This is a genomic window from Octadecabacter sp. SW4, assembly GCF_008065155.1.
In the GTDB taxonomy this organism is placed as follows: Bacteria; Pseudomonadota; Alphaproteobacteria; order Rhodobacterales; family Rhodobacteraceae; genus SW4.
Window position 1 is genome coordinate 1836093 of sequence record NZ_CP042819.1, and the last position, 16546, is coordinate 1852638.

13 protein-coding genes are annotated in these 16546 nt (G+C 62.0%); 5 read left to right on the top strand and 8 right to left on the bottom strand.

The features are described 5' to 3' along the window. Positions 1-39 precede the first annotated feature (39 nt). Complete coding sequence (locus FTO60_RS09060) at positions 40-666, bottom strand: DUF6778 family protein (RefSeq protein WP_148055653.1); 627 nt, start codon at positions 664-666, stop codon at positions 40-42. A 230-nt stretch (positions 667-896) separates the two neighbouring features. On the opposite strand from FTO60_RS09060, the gene edd reads away from it, so the two are divergent. Further along, a complete protein-coding gene (gene edd, locus FTO60_RS09065; RefSeq protein WP_148055654.1) occupies positions 897-2699 on the top strand; it encodes a phosphogluconate dehydratase in 1803 nt (600 codons plus the stop codon). Positions 2700-2777: 78 nt separating this feature from the next. Continuing rightward, complete coding sequence (gene eda, locus FTO60_RS09070) at positions 2778-3419, top strand: bifunctional 4-hydroxy-2-oxoglutarate aldolase/2-dehydro-3-deoxy-phosphogluconate aldolase (protein ID WP_148055655.1); 642 nt, start codon at positions 2778-2780, stop codon at positions 3417-3419. Here the strand turns inward: eda and FTO60_RS09075 are convergent. The 3 genes from FTO60_RS09075 to FTO60_RS09085 are packed head-to-tail and all read right to left on the bottom strand — an operon-like array spanning position 3416 to position 7116. Continuing rightward, positions 3416-4087, bottom strand: coding sequence for a hypothetical protein (locus tag FTO60_RS09075; RefSeq protein WP_148055656.1), 672 nt, complete (start codon positions 4085-4087; stop codon positions 3416-3418). The two genes, eda and FTO60_RS09075, sit on opposite strands and share 4 nt — an antisense overlap. After that, a complete protein-coding gene (locus tag FTO60_RS09080; RefSeq protein ID WP_148055657.1) occupies positions 4080-4352 on the bottom strand; it encodes a hypothetical protein in 273 nt (90 codons plus the stop codon). Before FTO60_RS09080 ends, FTO60_RS09075 begins: the two co-directional genes overlap by 8 nt. Continuing rightward, positions 4342-7116 (bottom strand): glutamine-synthetase adenylyltransferase, encoded by a 2775-nt coding sequence (locus tag FTO60_RS09085; protein WP_148055658.1) that lies wholly within the window; start codon positions 7114-7116, stop codon positions 4342-4344. Before FTO60_RS09085 ends, FTO60_RS09080 begins: the two co-directional genes overlap by 11 nt. 347 nt (positions 7117-7463) lie before the next feature. On the opposite strand from FTO60_RS09085, the gene FTO60_RS09090 reads away from it, so the two are divergent. The 3 genes from FTO60_RS09090 to FTO60_RS09100 all read left to right on the top strand — a co-directional run bounded on the left by FTO60_RS09090 (position 7464) and on the right by FTO60_RS09100 (position 9353). Further along, positions 7464-7916 carry a DUF2852 domain-containing protein gene (locus FTO60_RS09090; RefSeq protein WP_148055659.1) on the top strand — a complete coding sequence of 151 codons (453 nt, stop codon included), beginning with the start codon at positions 7464-7466 and terminating at the stop codon, positions 7914-7916. Positions 7917-7977: 61 nt separating this feature from the next. Next, positions 7978-8430 carry an RDD family protein gene (locus FTO60_RS09095; RefSeq protein ID WP_254696767.1) on the top strand — a complete coding sequence of 151 codons (453 nt, stop codon included), beginning with the start codon at positions 7978-7980 and terminating at the stop codon, positions 8428-8430. A gap of 92 nt (positions 8431-8522) precedes the next feature. Further along, on the top strand, positions 8523-9353 hold the full coding sequence (locus tag FTO60_RS09100) for an arginyltransferase (RefSeq protein WP_148055660.1): 831 nt from the start codon (positions 8523-8525) through the stop codon (positions 9351-9353). 255 nt (positions 9354-9608) lie between these two features. Here FTO60_RS09100 and FTO60_RS09105 read toward each other — a convergent pair whose 3' ends face one another. The 4 genes from FTO60_RS09105 to FTO60_RS09120 all read right to left on the bottom strand — a co-directional run bounded on the left by FTO60_RS09105 (position 9609) and on the right by FTO60_RS09120 (position 16425). Further along, a complete protein-coding gene (locus tag FTO60_RS09105; protein ID WP_148055661.1) occupies positions 9609-11960 on the bottom strand; it encodes a TRAP transporter large permease subunit in 2352 nt (783 codons plus the stop codon). 18 nt (positions 11961-11978) lie between these two features. Further along, positions 11979-12968: a TRAP transporter small permease subunit gene (locus FTO60_RS09110; RefSeq protein ID WP_254696768.1), complete on the bottom strand. Its 990-nt coding sequence runs from the start codon at positions 12966-12968 to the stop codon at positions 11979-11981. Between the two features lie 120 nt (positions 12969-13088). After that, a complete protein-coding gene (locus FTO60_RS09115) occupies positions 13089-14171 on the bottom strand; it encodes a TRAP transporter substrate-binding protein (RefSeq protein WP_148055662.1) in 1083 nt (360 codons plus the stop codon). A 412-nt stretch (positions 14172-14583) separates the two neighbouring features. Next, on the bottom strand, positions 14584-16425 hold the full coding sequence (locus FTO60_RS09120) for a calcium-binding protein (protein ID WP_148055663.1): 1842 nt from the start codon (positions 16423-16425) through the stop codon (positions 14584-14586). Positions 16426-16546: the final 121 nt, after the last annotated feature.

A 16546-nucleotide genomic window follows, 5' to 3' on the forward strand; every position in this document is an offset into this window, starting at 1 on the left:
AGCCCTCCTACCCTGTTCGTTTGATCTATGAAAGAGGGCTTAGCTGTTGCCCGCTTCTTCCGGGAATGTGCCCACGGGCCCGGTCAGCAGATCGTTGAAAACCTGTGTCAGATGCGTGGTGATACGCACCTTCTGGCCTTGACCTGTCTGGTCGGCGCGGATCGCCGCGCGACCACCCAATGCGGCCAGATCGGCGTTGATACGCTGCGGGCCTTCAAGGATGGCACCGGTTTCGGCATCACGGATCGTCAGGTCGAACTTGATCGAATGCACACCGCCCACCGTATAGCGCGTGCGCTCGGTCAGGGAATGGAAGCGCTGCAGGGTCACATCAACGATCACGGCCGTGTCGCCTGTCAGATCGGCTGTGCCCGCCGCGATGGATGTCTGGAAGATCGCGGCAATCTGGTCGCGCCGGTTGCCCAGCGGGTCGCCACGCCACACGATATCAGCGATCGGGTAATAGCTGTTGGCTTCCGAGACGCGCAGGTCATCGGGAACGGCAAAACGGATCGCCTGCACGGAATAGTCACGCTGTTCCTGCACCGCGGGCGCGGCCACCTGCGGCACCTCCAGCGGCGCGTTCCGCGTCACCGTGTCCAAACTCGCGCAGCCTGCAACACCAAGTGCCAGAGCGCCCAAAGCCATCATTTTCAACAGTTTCATTTCACTACCTCCGGGCTTTCTGCCCTTATGCGGTTTTCCCCTTAGGATGTTGTTAACCTCATCCTCAAATCGGGCAGGAATGGGACAAGGGTGCGACGGTTTCAGGGTGATCGCAGGGCAATTCCACGTCGAAACCGATGACATTTTGCGCTATTCTTGGGGGAAATCGCGTATTGTTAGCGCTAACCGCCCGTGATAGGGACAGCCCAACACGATCCAGAAAGAGCATCATGGCACTCAACCCCACCATCAAGACCGTCACCGACCGTATCATCGCCCGCAGCGCTGGTCCGCGCGCCATCTACCTTGATCGGATGGCATCCGCCGCCGCCGAGGGGCCACGCCGCGCCCATATGACCTGCGGCAATCAGGCCCACGCCTATGCCGCGATGGGGCAGGACAAGGACAGGCTGGTCGCCGATCGCGCGCCCAACCTCGGGATCATCACCGCTTATAACGATATGCTCAGCGCCCATCAGCCGTTCGAAAAATATCCCGATATCATTCGCGATGCGGCCCGCGCGGCCGGGGCCACGGCCCAGGTTGCGGGCGGTGTTCCGGCGATGTGTGATGGCGTCACCCAGGGCCAGACCGGAATGGAGCTGTCGCTGTTTTCACGTGACGTGATCGCGTTGGCCGCCGCCGTTGGCCTGTCCCACAACGTCTTTGACGCCGCTGCCTATCTGGGGGTCTGCGACAAGATCGTCCCCGGCCTGGTAATGGCCGCCGCGACATTCGGATATATCCCGTCGGTGTTCATGCCCGCCGGACCGATGGTCAGCGGGTTGCCCAACGATGAAAAGGCCCGCGTGCGCCAGGAGTTCGCCAAAGGCAACATCGGCCGGGATGAGCTGATGAAGGCCGAAATGGCCAGCTATCACGGCCCCGGCACCTGCACATTCTACGGCACCGCCAACTCCAACCAGATGCTGATGGAATTCATGGGGCTGCACCTGCCCGGCGCCTCGTTTGTCAATCCCGGCACGGAGCTGCGCGAGGCCCTGACCCGTGCGGCCACCGCCCGCGCGCTGGAAATCACCGCGCTGGGGAACAACTACACCCCTGTCAGTGACGTGCTGGATGAAAAGGCATTCGTGAACGGGCTGGTTGGGCTAATGGCCACGGGCGGGTCCACCAACCTTGTGCTGCACCTGCCGGCGATGGCCAAGGCAGCGGGCGTAATCCTTGATCTGCAGGATTTCGCCGACCTCTCCGAGGTGACCCCGCTGATGGCCAAGGTCTATCCCAACGGGCTGGCCGACGTGAACCATTTTCACGCCGCAGGCGGGCTTGGTTATATGATTGGCGAACTTCTCAACGCCGGGCTGCTGCATGATGATGTGCGCACGGTGGCCGGTGACGGGCTGTCGCTTTATACAAAAGAACCGGTGTTGACGGACGGTCAGGTCAGCTACCGCGAGGGCACGCGCGACACCCTGAACGACAAGATCCTGCGCCCGGTCAGCAATCCCTTCCACGCCCACGGTGGGCTGGTGCAGCTTTCGGGCAACCTGGGGCGCAGTGTGATCAAGATCAGCGCCGTGGCCGAGGACCGCCATGTCATCGAAGCCAAGGCGCGGATTTTCCATACCCAGGAAGCCGTGAAAGACGCCTTCAAAGCAGGCGAGTTCACCCAAGACACGATCGTCGTGGTGCGCTTTCAGGGGCCCAAATCCAACGGCATGCCCGAACTTCACAGCCTGACACCCACGCTGGCGGTGCTGCAGGATCGTGGACTAAAGGTCGCGCTGGTCACCGACGGGCGCATGTCGGGGGCCTCGGGCAAGGTGCCCGCCGCGATCCATGTCTGCCCCGAAGCAGCGGACGGCGGCCCGCTGTCGCTGCTGCGCGATGGCGACATGATCCGCCTGGACGCCACCAAGGGCACGCTTGAAACCCTTGCCGATCTTACCGGCCGCACCCCTGCGCCCGCTGATCTGTCGGGCAATGGCAACGGTGTGGGACGTGAATTGTTTGACGTGTTCCGCAGAAACGTCGGCTTGTCGGCCGAAGGGGCCGGGTGTGTCGTTTAACACCCCGGCTTTTTCTTCCATAATAACTTCCGCCGGAGGCCCGACATGGGCCAAACGCGCCCCATCAGGACCAAATCGATGACCCCGCAACACGCCTCTGAACTGACCCTGCAAACCTGCCTCTTGGCCCCTGTCGTGCCTGTGCTGGTGGTCGATGATGCCAGCATCGCCGCCGATCTGGCGCGCGCGCTGGTAGTAGGCGGCCTGCCCGCCCTCGAAGTGACCCTGCGCACACCGGCCGCCTTGGACGTGATCCGCGAAATGGCGGGCGTTGCAGGTGGCGTTGTCGGCGCGGGCACCCTGCTGACGGCCGCGGACGTGGAGAACGCCAAGGCCGCAGGCGCGACATTTGGCGTGGCACCGGGCGCGACCGACCGGTTGCTGGATGCCTGCGAGGCCAATGACCTGCCCCTCCTGCCCGGTGTGGCCACGGCGACCGAAGCCATGCGCCTGCTGGAGCGCGGCTATAGCGTGCAGAAATTCTTTCCCGCCGAAGCCAACGGCGGCGCCCCCGCCCTCAAGGCGATTGGCGCACCGATCCCGCAGGTCAGATTCTGCCCCACTGGCGGCGTGAGCCTGAAAAACGCCGGTGACTACCTGTCGCTGCCCAACACGGTCTGTGTGGGCGGGTCATGGGTTGCCCCTGCCAACCTTGTCGCCGCGCGCGACTGGGATGCAATCACCGCGCTGGCGACCCAAGCAGCCGCCCTGCCCCGCTAAGGATCAAGGGGCGGGCAAATCATCGCCAGCCGCGCGATTTGCACGTCGCTGACCACCAGATCGCCAAAGTTGTCGTTGAACTCGCGACAATATAGCCCCGCATAGGGCGGGGCTTTCACCGCCTCGTAAGCGGGGTCGGCAAAGGTCATCACATAGATCGTGTGCACCTCCTCGAACGGCCCCCAAGTGGTATTACGCTCGCCGTTGAACAGGTCGCGCCGGTTGACGCGGGCGTCATAGGCCGGGCGCAGGGCAATGAGGGCGGCGCGGTCGGTGCCAGCCGCGCGCATCCGGGCGTAGAAATCCTGTTGTATCTCCGCAAACAGCGCCTGCCTGCGTTCGGCCTCGGCGGCCATGCGCTGATAGCGCCCGTCGCGCCGGGTGTCATAGGCCAGCAGATAGGCCAGCGCCAGCACCGCCAGCCCGACAACGCCATAGCGCAGCCAGCGCAGGTGCCAGAACCAGACCCAGAGCGCGACAATCGCAAAGAACAGCACGCCCAGCAGCGAAAAGATCGTGAACGCGCCATGCAAGATAACGCCGACGTCGCCCATGCCGGGGCCAGAGGTCAGCAGTAACACTGCGGATACCGCACTGGCCGCAATCCCGGCAAGCGCGCCAAAAAACGCGACCCGGCGCGGCCAGCCCAGATGACGCGGCCTAGCCACCGCGCAAGCGCCCTGCCCGCCCGCCGCGCCGTGTGGCGGGGGCGATGTCGGCCAGCCCTTCGCGCAGCGTCAGGGTCATCGGATGATCAGCAGGCTGGTCGCCATATTGCGCCAGCATCGCGCGGATGCTGGCTTTGGGCTCGGCCCCTGCGGGCAGCGACAACGCCCAATCAAGGAAAATCGACCGACATTCGGGCGCGCCGATCCCGTCAATCACAAAGGCCTCGCGGATCAACCCCTTTGGGTCCAGCGGGTCACGCGCCATCGGTTTTTCCTTCCAGTAATCGCGCGATGATCGCGCTTGCGGTCGCGGCCGTTTCGGCCATTGCGGAGGCCAGCGCATCGGTGTTTTCCATTCCCGTTTCGCGCAGGATAAAACGCACGCCGCCCTCGCCCAGTTCTGCGGGATCAAGCGCGCCTCCGGTCAGCAAACGCGCCGCCGCCTGCAAGCGCCAGAACAACGCATATCCTTGGGCAAGTGCTGCGCTCTCTGCGGCACTTAACCACCCAATTCCGGCCTGTAGCTGCGCTTCGAGCGCGGTTTCACCGCAGCCTGCGCGCAGACAGGCGGTCTGTGCCAGCAATTCGATGTCTTGCAAGCGGCCCGCGCCGATTTTGGCATCCCACGCCCCTTGCGGTGGTTTGGCCGCAGCGATCCGCGCGCGCATATCGGCCACATCGGCCAGCACCGTGTCACCGGCTGCCTTGTCGGCCAGCACTGCGCGGCGCACCGCCGCAATATCGGCCAGAAGGTCGGGTGCGCCTGCAATGGCGCGCGCACGGGTCAGGGCGAGGTGTTCCCAAGTCCATGCCGCGTCCCGCTGATAGGTTTCAAACGCGGCGAGCGATGTGGCAACCGGCCCGGCCCGCCCCGAAGGGCGCAAGCGCATGTCCACCTCGTATAGCCGTCCTTCAGGCATCTGCGCGGACAGGGCCGTCACCAGCGCCTGCGTCAGGCGGGCAAAATAGGTGCGCGTAGCCAGGGGTTTCGGCCCGTCCGAGGCGGCTTCGCCATCGGCGTCATAGATCACGATCAGGTCCAGATCGGACATGGCATTCAGCCGCCCCGCCCCCAGCGATCCCATCGCCAGCACCGCCGCGCCGCGCCCCGGTGTGACCCCGTGTTTGGCAACAAACTGCGCCAGAACATGCGGCCAAAGTCCCGCCACCACCACCTGTGCCAGCTGCGCATATTGGCGGCCTGCCTCGATCCCGTCGATCAGGCCACGCAGGTGATGCACACCGATGCGAAAGTGCCATTCCTTGGCCCAGCGGCGCGCCATATCAAGACGGGATTCGTAGTCATCGACCCCGTCAAGGGCCGCATCGAAACTGGTGCGCAGGCCCGCCGTGTCGGGCCAGGGCGCAAAGAAACCACCGCCGATCACCGCATCAAACACGCTAGCGTTTTGCGACAGGTAGTGCGCCAGCGCGGGGGCCGTCGCGGCAATATCAACGATCAACTGGGTCAGTTGCGGGTTGGCCTCGAACAGGGAAAACAACTGCACACCCGCAGGCAACCCCGCCAGAAAACCGTCAAACTGCGCCAGCGCCTCGTCGGGTTTGGCGGCCTCGCGCAGCCGGGTCAGGATTTCAGGGCGCAAACGGTCAAAAATCTGCACGGCGCGGTCCGAGCGCAGCGCCGGATAGGTCAGCCAGCGCGCCGTGATCTCCTTGCCGAAATCATCGACGGGCGCGACATCGCCCTGACCGGGGGCAAAGAACCCCTCGGTCAGGCTATGCACCTCCTCAAGGCGGTCGCGCAGATCGCGCTCCAGATCAGCGCGCGCGACCCCCATGAAGGCCGCCAAACGGTCAAACCCTTCGCCGTCTTGCGGCAGGTCGTGGGTTTGCGCATCGTTGATCATTTGCAAACGGTGTTCGACCTCGCGGTGGGCCCGGTAATGCGTTTGCAGGGTGCGCGCCGTATCATCAGGCACCCAGCCCGCCGCCACCAGCGCATCCAACCCGTCACAGGTGCCGCGCGCGCGCAAGCTCGGGTCGCGTCCACCGGCGATCAACTGGCGGGTCTGGGTGAAAAATTCGATCTCGCGAATGCCGCCGCGCCCCAGTTTCATGTTATGGCCCATCAGGTCCAGCTTGCCGCCCAGCCCCTTGTGATCGCGGATCCGCAGGCGCATGTCGTGGGCGTCCTGAATGGCGGCAAAATCTAGGTGCTTGCGCCACACAAAGGGGGTGAGCGTTTTCAGGAATCCCTCGCCCGCCGTGATATCGCCCGCCGAGGCCCGCGCCTTGATATAGGCCGCCCGTTCCCATGTGCGCCCCACGCTTTCGTAATAGCGTTCGGCCGTTTCCATTGACAGGCACACCGGGGTGACACTGGCATCGGGGCGCAGGCGCAGATCGGTGCGGAACACGTATCCGCCCGCCCCAAGATCGGACAGGATCGCCGTCATCTTGCGGGTCACGCGGATGAACGCGGCGCGGGCCTCGTGATAGTCATCGGGGTCGAAACGGGTTTCGTCAAACAGGCAAATCAGGTCGATATCGCTGGAATAGTTCAGCTCATACGCCCCCTGCTTGCCCATCGACAGGGCGACCATTCCAGCGGCGCTCTGCGCATCATCCTCGGTCATTGCGGGCAGTTTGCCACGGGTGATTTCGGCAGCCACAAGGCGGCGGATGCAGATATCAACGGCCCCGTCCGCCAGATCGGTGATCGCGCGGGTCACGGTTTCCAGCGGCCAGACACCGCCCAGATCGGCCAAAGCGACCAGCAGCGCCATGCGGCGTTTGGCCGTGCGCAACCCCTGTTCAAGATCGGCGCGCGGCAGTTGCGCCACCTCGGCCAGAATGGCGTCGCGGGCTGCTTCGGGGGTGTCGATATTTTCGGTCAACCACGCGCCTTCGACGCCCAGCAGGCCCAATAGAAAGGGGCTGCACCCGGCCGCGCCGTGGATCAGGTCGTGCAAGCCCGCGTCGATCCCTTGCACATGCGCCAGTCCATCCGCCCCGCGATCAGGTTCAAAAGCACGCGGCGCGCGCGTCATGCGGGAGGCAAATGTCATGAGGCCACAATGAAAGCGCGGGCGGGGCTGGTCAATCGCACAAACGCCCGGCCGGGTGGGAAAGGCCGCGCCTGACCCCGGGTGGGCGCGGCAACGATGAAACCCCAGCAAGCAGAGTTCTATGCCGCAAGGGTTGCGACAGGGGGCTATGCCGCAATGCGCACTCCCGTGGGGAGGGTCGGGCGCGGCCCGTGCTTGCAGCCCGCGCCAAGAGGCCCATTTCAAAGCGCAAATTCGCTTAATGTAAAAAACCTTCACATACCCTCTTGACGGTTTGCCGACCCCGCCCCATCTACTGTAATGTGAAGACCATTCACATGAACCGCAACACAGCATGGAGCACCCTGATGACCACCTCGTCCACCAACATCGACTACAATGCGCCCTACGCACGCACCGTGCGGCCGGGTGGCTTTTTCGCCCGCACCGAGGCCTGGCTCGATGAGCGTGGCAAAGGTGCATGGATCGCCGCGATGGTCCTTGGCTTTATCATATTCTGGCCCGTCGGCCTTGCCCTGCTGGCCTATATGATCTGGAGCAAACGTATGTTTTCTGGCAAATGCGCCACGCGGCGCCACGCACATTCCCACCTGCGCACAACGATGAAATCGTCCGGCAACAGCGCCTTTGATGCCTACAAGACCGAAACCCTGCGCCGCCTTGAAGAAGAGCAGCAAAATTTCGAGAGCTTTCTTGAACGGCTGCGCGACGCCAAGGACAAGGCCGAGTTCGACCAGTTCATGGAAGACCGCGCCAAACGGGCAACGGACGACGACGCGGACGAAGACGACGCCGCCTGATCCGGCACATGTGGCCCCTGCTGATGCGGGGGCCGTATTCCCATTTCACAGGACCAAAGAGATGACCGCCACGATGGCCCCCACAACCGCCCTGCCCGACCCGACCCGCCACCCTGACTTCTACGCCAGCGTCAACCGCAAGCGTTTGCTGGCATGGATTGCGGATGTGACACTTGTGGTGATCCTTTCACTGATCGCCACCCCCTTTACCGCCTTTACGGCGATCTTTTATTTCCCTGTCCTGATGGTCGTGATCGGCTTTCTTTATCGCTGGTCTACCCTTGCGGGCGGATCGGCCACATGGGGGATGCGCCTGATGGCGATCGAACTGCGCGAAGGTGACGGGCTACGCCTGTCGGGCCAGACGGCGGCCCTGCACACGCTGGGATATTACCTGTCGATGGCCATCGCACCACTGCAACTGGTGTCGGTGATCCTGATGGTCGTGAACCCGCGCAAGCAGGGGTTGTCGGATGCGGTGCTGGGCACAGCGATGCTGAACCGCATGGCCTGACCCACACACCGGATCGACCCGCCGAAAATGGCGGGGTTGGCGCGGGCGTAATCCATTGCTACCCTGCGCAAACCACACTTGATCAGGATGATATGCGCCACACGCTTCCCATAGCGCCGCAGTTTTACGTGACGGCCCCGCAACCCTGCCCCTATCTGGACGGGCGGATGGAGCGCAAGCTGTTCACCGCCCTGCAGGGCGAAGGGGCTGAACGGCTGAATGACAGCCTGTCAAAGCAAGGGTTCCGGCGGTCGCAAAACGTGTTGTATCGCCCGTCGTGTGCCGAATGCAGCGCCTGCCTGTCCGCCCGTATCCGCGTCGCGGATTTTGTCCCCTCGCGCAGCCAGCGCCGCGTCAGCAAACGCAATGGCCAGTTGCATCGTCGCGCCATGTCGCCCTGGGCGACCGAAGAACAGTTCCAATTGTTTCGCGACTACCTTGATAGCCGCCACGCCAAGGGCGGGATGGCCGATATGGACCTGTTTGAATTTGCCGCGATGGTCGAGGAAACCCCCGTGCGCACCCGTCTGATCGAATACTCCGACCCCGATACGCCCGATGACAGCTATGACGGGATGGCGGCGGTCTGCCTGACCGATATCCTCGATGACGGGCTAAGCATGGTCTATAGTTTCTTTGCCCCCGAGCGGCAGAAACACAGCCTTGGCACCTATCTGATCCTTGATCACATCGCCATCGCCCAAGAGATGGGCCTGCCCTATGTCTACCTTGGCTATTGGGTGCCCGGCAGCCCCAAGATGGACTACAAGGCCAAGTTCAAGGGCCTTGAGATCTATCGCAAGGGGGCGTGGCAGGACATCGGCGATCCCGCGCAATACGAGGCCGATACCCACCCCCTTTCGGTCGCGCCAATCGCCGAACAGGTCGCGCAGATCAGCCTGCCGGGTAGCCGGAGCATTTAGCAGATCTGAGGGTAATCGGCGGCACGCAACGCAAGCTGTTCACCGTCAGGCCGCGGGGTGGAGATCCGAGCTTGCCGCGTGGCACTTTATGGTCGCCAAGCACGTCCTCCCCCTGAAGTTGCCACTGGCATCAGCCAAATCGCCAGCCCGGCGGGGCGGTCTGACGATACACGGCGGTGTGCGGCCTTGATTCCGTGCAAAAAGGGCGGGCCGTTTCTGACCCGCCCTTATCTTGATCTTGTCTGAGGTATCCGCCTAGTTGATCAGCGCCGGCACGATCGTCACCACACCCGGGAACAGGGTCAGCAGGGCCAGTCCGGCTACCTGGATCAACACGAATGGCAGCACGCCCTTGTAGATGTGGCCGGTCGTGACCTCGGGCGGGGCGACCCCGCGCAGGTAGAACAGCGCAAAACCAAAGGGCGGCGTCAGGAAGCTGGTCTGCAGGTTCACGGCGATCATGATCGTCACCCATTTGGGGTCCATGGTGCCGCCATAAATGACAGGACCGACAATCGGGATCACGATGTAGATGATCTCGAGGAAATCAAGCACGAAGCCCAGCACGAACAGCACCAGCATGACCACAAAGAATACCTGCCATTCGTTGTCGAAACTGCGCAGGAACTGCTGGATATATTCTTCGCCGCCAAAGGAAATCACCACAAGGTTCAGCATCTGCGAGCCGATCAGAATGGTAAAGACCATGCTGGTTACCTTGGCGGTTTCGCGCACCACCGGTGACAAGACCCCACCCGACAGCAGCACCCAAAGCGCATAGGCCATCGCGAAACAGGCGTAAAGAAACGCGGCAAAGGCGACGATATAGGCGATGTAGTCTTCGACTGTGACCGTTTCCTGGCCCAGCCGCATGTCGAAGTTCACCCCGACGATCAGCATCACCACAACAGCACCCGTGCCCAGAAGGATGATATTGCCGGACCTTTCCTGATCTTTCAGCTTGCGATAGGCCGCGAGCATGATCGCGCCACCCGCCCCAAGGGCGGCAGCCGGTGTCGGGTTGGTAATCCCGCCAAGGATCGACCCCAGCACCGCAACGATCAACACCAACGGCGGGAACACAACGCGCAGCAGTTCATTCTGCGCCAGCCGTTTGACCCCGTCGCGCAGCCCGTAGAACACCACCAAAAGCGGGATGGCGATCAGGATTGTCGTCATGCCGGGCGATGTCAGCGGCCCGATCAGCAGCATGTCCACCGCCAGCAACAGCACGATCCCGCCCGCGCCAATCAGCAAGGGACGCGGATCAGCGGCAGGCATCACCCCACGCGCCGTTGTCAGCAGCAATGCCAGCAACAGGGTCGCAATCGCGATTCCGGTGCCGATCAATGGGGCGTTGGCGACCTTTTCGGCGACCAGCACCTGACGTTCTTCTTGGGTCAACTGCTGGGCTTCTGCGACGCCACCTGCTTCGTCGATCAGGGCCTGTTGGGCCAAGGCGGCATCCCATGCCTCTTGACCGTGCAGGTCGATCATAGCGGCGGCGCAGTCGGGGCCCACGTTGGTGCGCAGGCTCGCGCTTTCACCGGCGTCCGAATAGCTGTCCACCAGGACCGACTGCGAACCGACAAGGCCGATATTACCCATCAGGATCACACCCACGATCAAGCCGACGGGCGCAAACACGAACCATGTCAGCCCCTCGCTGCGGGTCACGCCGCTGCTTTGGCCGCCCTCGACGTGCACAGCCGGTGCATGGGTCGGATTGAACAGCGCGTAGCCGAACGCATAGGCCGCATAAAGGAAGGCCAGCAAGATACCGGGCAACAGGGCCGCCTGAAACAGCGTGCCCACCGACACGACGGCCGGTTCACCCAGATAGGTCAGCGCATCGGTGCAGCCCGCGGCAAGCGCGCGGGACTCTTGCGCGGCAGAATAAATGTCCCCCGCCAGCGTGCCCAATAGAACGATCACGATCGACGGCGGAATGATTTGCCCCAGGGTGCCCGACGCGGCGATCACACCTGTGGCCAAAGACGGCGAATAGCCGTTGCGCAACATGGTGGGCAGCGACAAAAGGCCCATCGTTACCACGGTCGCCCCGACGATCCCGGTCGAGGCCGCAAGGAAGGCCCCCACCACAACAACCGACACGGCCAGACCACCGGGCAGCGGGCCAAAAACCCGGCTCATCGTGGTCAGTAGATCATCGGCGATCTTCGAGCGTTCCAGCGTGATCCCCATCATCACGAACATCAACACCGCCAGCAGCGTTTCAATAGACTGGCCCGCCAGCACCCGTTCGTTCATGCGGTTGACGATAAAGGAGACGTTGCGATCCAGCGCTACTTCCCAGCCCTGCACGAACACGGGTTGGGCCAGCCTTGGCAACTCGGGGAAGCGGAACACCGATATGGTTTCCGATTTTATCCCCTCGGCAATCAGCGCGGCGTATTCCGGCGTGCTTTTGTCAATCGCCTGATGGATCAGGTAACCGCCGCTATCAAGCGCGGCCACGATGGCAAACGAGATGACCGCAGAGCCACCAATGGAAAACGCGACGGGAAAGCCCGAAAGGATGCCTGCGAACAAACACAGGAACACGATAATCAGGCCAATTTCGACGCCATCAAGTCCGAAGAGCATAAGGGTTCTGCCTTTGAATTAGTGAATTTCGGCCACGAGTTCGGCTTGCGCGTCACCCAAACTGTCTTTGTCGAGGTATTTGCCCGCGCTGTCGGGCCCCTCTTTCCACTCGAGATACGAGCGGTAAAAGAACGCAACGGCCTGCAACATCACCATCAACGTGAAGGCCACAAGCAGAACCTTGAACAGAAAATAGGCGTTAAAGCCGTTCGGGCTAAAGCCGATGGTCTCAACGTTCCAGCGCAGGGCGCGCGCCTTGGTCACCAGACGCTCCAGCGTGTCAGAGGCCGACGGATTGGGCACGACCAGGTGGCGCCACATGAAGAACCAGCCATACATCCACGTCAGCACCGCCGCCGGAACCATGAAGAACAGGCTGCCAAACATGTCGATGATACGCTTTTTGCCGTGGCTGACGGCAGCATAGACAAGATCGACGCGCACATGCCCGCCCTGCACGAATGTGTAGGTCGCACAGAGGGTCACAACCAAGGCGTTATAGAACTTGAGCTCCTCGGCCCACCAACTGACGTCCTTGGTAAAGACGGCGCCAAAGCCAAGGCTGATTTCAGCGACCGCAAAGACCCGCTGCATAAAGATGATCACGATCTGTTGCAGCACCATCAACAGGCCTGCCCAGGCGAAAAAGCGCCCGACCGAATTGGCGAACCCTTCGAGGACGCGCACGCAGCCCCACATAAACCGGTTCCGGAACAACCCGACCGTGGTCACGATCAGGAACAGCACAAAGACCGCAAAGAACAGCTCCACGGAGGCACCGTAATAGATGAACCGCATCAGCGATTCCTTGTCCTCGGTCGTGTTGGCCCATGACAGCCAGTCCAGCCAGGACGCCGGGTGGGTGATCGCAAAGATGATGTTATAAATGGCTTCGATCAGATTGCCAAAAAACCAGCCCAAGGCCCCGTAGGCCTCGAGGGCGGTGATTTTCTGGATCAGCCATGTGTCATACACCGGCCAAAATCCTGTCAGGACTTCTTCTTCCATCTGGCTCGTGCCCCCAAATCTGGAAATTCACACCGCGCCACACAGCCCTAAGACCCGGTTGCGCGAAACCAGCCCCCACCGCGTCTGGCGGGGGCTGGAGGTCTTGGCTTGCCTGTCGGCTTAGCCGTAGATCCGTGTGCGCTGGTCGGTAAACGCCTGATCCGACTGGCGGATCCAAGCAGAGGACGAGGCAACCGACGTATCAAAGCTCGCGCGGATACGGGCATAAAGCTCGTCACCCATGAACTCGTCGAGCGCGCCTTTCGCGCCGACTGCAAAGGCATCCCAGATATCGTCGCTGAACTGCAAGACTTTGGTGCCGCCCGAAACCAGACGGGCCAGCGCCGCACCGTTGTTGGCGTGCGATTGCATCAGGCTCCACTGGTGGGTGGCTGCTGCTGCGGTCTCGACGATCGACTGATGCTCGGGGGACAGGCTGTCCCAAACATCGCGGTTGAACGATGCGGTCAGGGCCGAACCCGGCTCGTGCATGCCGCCTGTGTAGTAGAATTCACAGACTTCCTGCAGGCCAAGACGCTCGTCGGCAAACGGGCCGATCCACTCGGCGCCATCAATCGCGCCGGACGACAGCGCCTGATAGATTTCGCCACCGGGCACGTTTTGCACCGACGCACCGGTCAGGCCCAGCGCCTTGCCACCAAGGCCGGGCATACGGAACTTAAGACCCTGAAGGTCATCGGCCGAGTTGATTTCCTTGCGGAACCAGCCACCGGGCTGCGCGCCGGTATTGCCTGCGAAGAACGACTTGAGGCCGAAAATCTCGCCCAGTTCGTCGTGCAGTTCGGCACCGCCGTCTTGATAATACCAGGTTGCCAGTTCCTGCGCAGTCGCGCCGAAAGGCACAGCCGTGAAGAAATAGAAACCGGGGTGCTGGCCGCCAAAGTAGTAGTCAGCCGAGTGGTAGATATCGGCCTGCCCTGCGGACACGGCATCAAACACCTCGAAGGCACCCACAAGCGAACCTGCCGGCTTTTTGTCGATGGTCAGCGCGCCACCGGTGCCAGCCGTTACCAGTTCGGCAAAATGCACGGCCGCATCGTCGAACACGGCGAATCCGTCAGGAACGGACGTGACCATTGTCAGTGTGCGGTTGCCCTGCGCATAAGCCGGTGCGGCCAGAGTTGTGGCTGCGGCAGCGGTGCCACCAAGCGCTGATGTTTTAAGAAAAGAACGACGATCCATTTAGGTCCTCCCGAGAGTTCAATGTCCTGCCCCCCTCCCGGAGGCAGAACGTCCTAAGACTGGCCAGAGCCTAGCGACACATCGGCAGCATTTGAATACCCTTAATTGCCCACTTTGGCCAAATCGTAAAAAAATCTTACCAATTTTCCTTTTTGATAGCGCCAACATGTCGCAGCTGCGCGACGCGCTTTAAAAAAGGCCTAAAAATAAGGCTGGGCGGACAAGAACGATTCGGGGGTAACCTAACGTCACCTGGCGGGGGCTTGCGTGCACACCTTTTGATCACGGGACCGAAAGACGAGTTTCCCTGTGATGAGAGCGGCCAGATCGCGGCCCGCCCAGCGCATGACAGGCGCCAAGCTGAATAGGCAAAGGCAGGTCAGGCGGGGCATGTGCGCCCCGCCCTTTCACATCAAAAGACGAAGTCTTCTTCGGCCAGATCGTCGGCATCGGTATTTTCCAGCCGGATCGTCACATCGCCCGCGGCGATGATCGCGGCACTTTCATCCTGACTAAGGAAAATGTCGTCAAACGTGAGCCCGTCAAAACCTGTCAGCGCGATCTTGTCCGCGCCGCTGGTAAAGTCGGTGATCGTGTCACTGCCATCACCTGCACCAAAGCCGAACACGTCGTTGCCCTGCCCGCCGGTCAGCATGTCGTCATCGACCCCGCCATTGAGCATGTCATTACCCGAACCGCCATAAAGCGTGTCGTCGTCATCAGCGCCATAAATGACGTCGTTGCCGCTGCCGCCCCAAACGATATCCTGCCCGTTGTCCGTCACCAGATCGCCCGCATCGTCGGCCAGGTTCAGCAGATCGGGCAAGGACGGATCAAGACCGGCATAGATCGTGTCATTGCCAACGCCACCACGGATCAGGTCAGAGCCTTCGCCGCCGATGATCGTGTCGTTGCCCGCGTTGCCGTTCAGCGTGTCGTCGTCAAAGCCGCCATCGATATAGTCGTTGCCCTTGCCACCCGTGGCAAGGTCGCCGTCATCGCCGGTGATGATCGTGTCATTGCCCTGCCCGCCGCGCACGACGTCGGCGTCATCATTCGGATCGTCATCCGCCGCAAAAAGGCCGGGATAACCGCGATCGGGGCTGCCGCTGATGCCAAAGTCATTCACGTTGCCCGAGGTGTTGATATAATCATTGCCCCAACCGCCCGCGACACTGTCGCTGCCGTTGCCGCCAAACACCTTGTCCCAGCCGCTGCCGCCCTTGATCACGTCGTTGCCATAGCCGCCCAATATCCGGTCGCTGCTGGCCCCGCCATCAAGCTGGTCGTTGCCAAGCCCGCCATAGATGATGTCCCGGCCAATCCCGCCAAACACGGTATCGGCCCCCGAGTCGCCACGGATAAAGTCGTTCTGGCCACCGCCATAGATGATGTCATTGCCCTTGTTGCCATGCAGGCTATCGGCCCCGGCACCGCCATAAAGGCTGTCACGACCATCCCCGCCGTGCAGGTTGTCTTCGCCGCGGTATCCGTAAAGCGTGTCGTTGTTCTTGTCGCCGTAAACGCTGTCTGCGCCCATGCCGCCGGAAATCTTGTCGTTGCCTTCGCCACCCTGCAGGTAGTCGTTGCCGGTGTGGCCCTTGATGAAATCATCACCCTTGTTGCCCTTGATCACGTCATCGCCGGTGTTGCCGTGCAGGCTGTCGCCACCCGCCCCACCATAGATTTCATCATCGCCCGACCCGCCCGAGATAAAGTCGTGCCCGGCCTTGCCATAGATCAGGTCATCGCCGTCGCGGCCGAATATCTGGTCCTTGAATTCCGTGCCAATGATCGCCGGATCGCCCTCGTCGGGCGCATCCTCGAGGGTGACTGCGGAAAAGGCATCAATCGCCGTCAGCCCCACGTCGATCAGGTTGTCGGCCACCGGATCGACCACAAGATCCATCCGCACGATCGACCCTTCGATATCGGTGCTGTCATATTCAACGGCAAAGCCCACCTGCCCCGCGCCCGGCTGCACAAAGCTGTCGGCGGGAATGTCGACCACCTGCAACAGACTGTCGGCAGACATGCCCGGCCCGATCCATGCAAATTCATCCCCGTCGGACACGCGCACATGTCCGTCATCGCCGATGATCGTCAGCCCAAGGTCATACGTGTCTTCATCAGACGGCGCTTGTTCCTGCCATAAGAAGACGTTCGTGCCGTCGTCCAGTTCGATGGTGATCGTTGCGCCAATCACCGCTCCATCGGCGATACGTGCGTCCACAAAGTCAGCAAGTAGTGTCATAGCGTGCCCCCCCAGGCCTATGTGTCGCCCGAAATGCCGGGCGCAATCGTTAATCAATGATTAACATTCACAGATCAGCGAGGGTTCGGCAAGTTGCCTTTTTAGCTTGGCGCGATCGAAA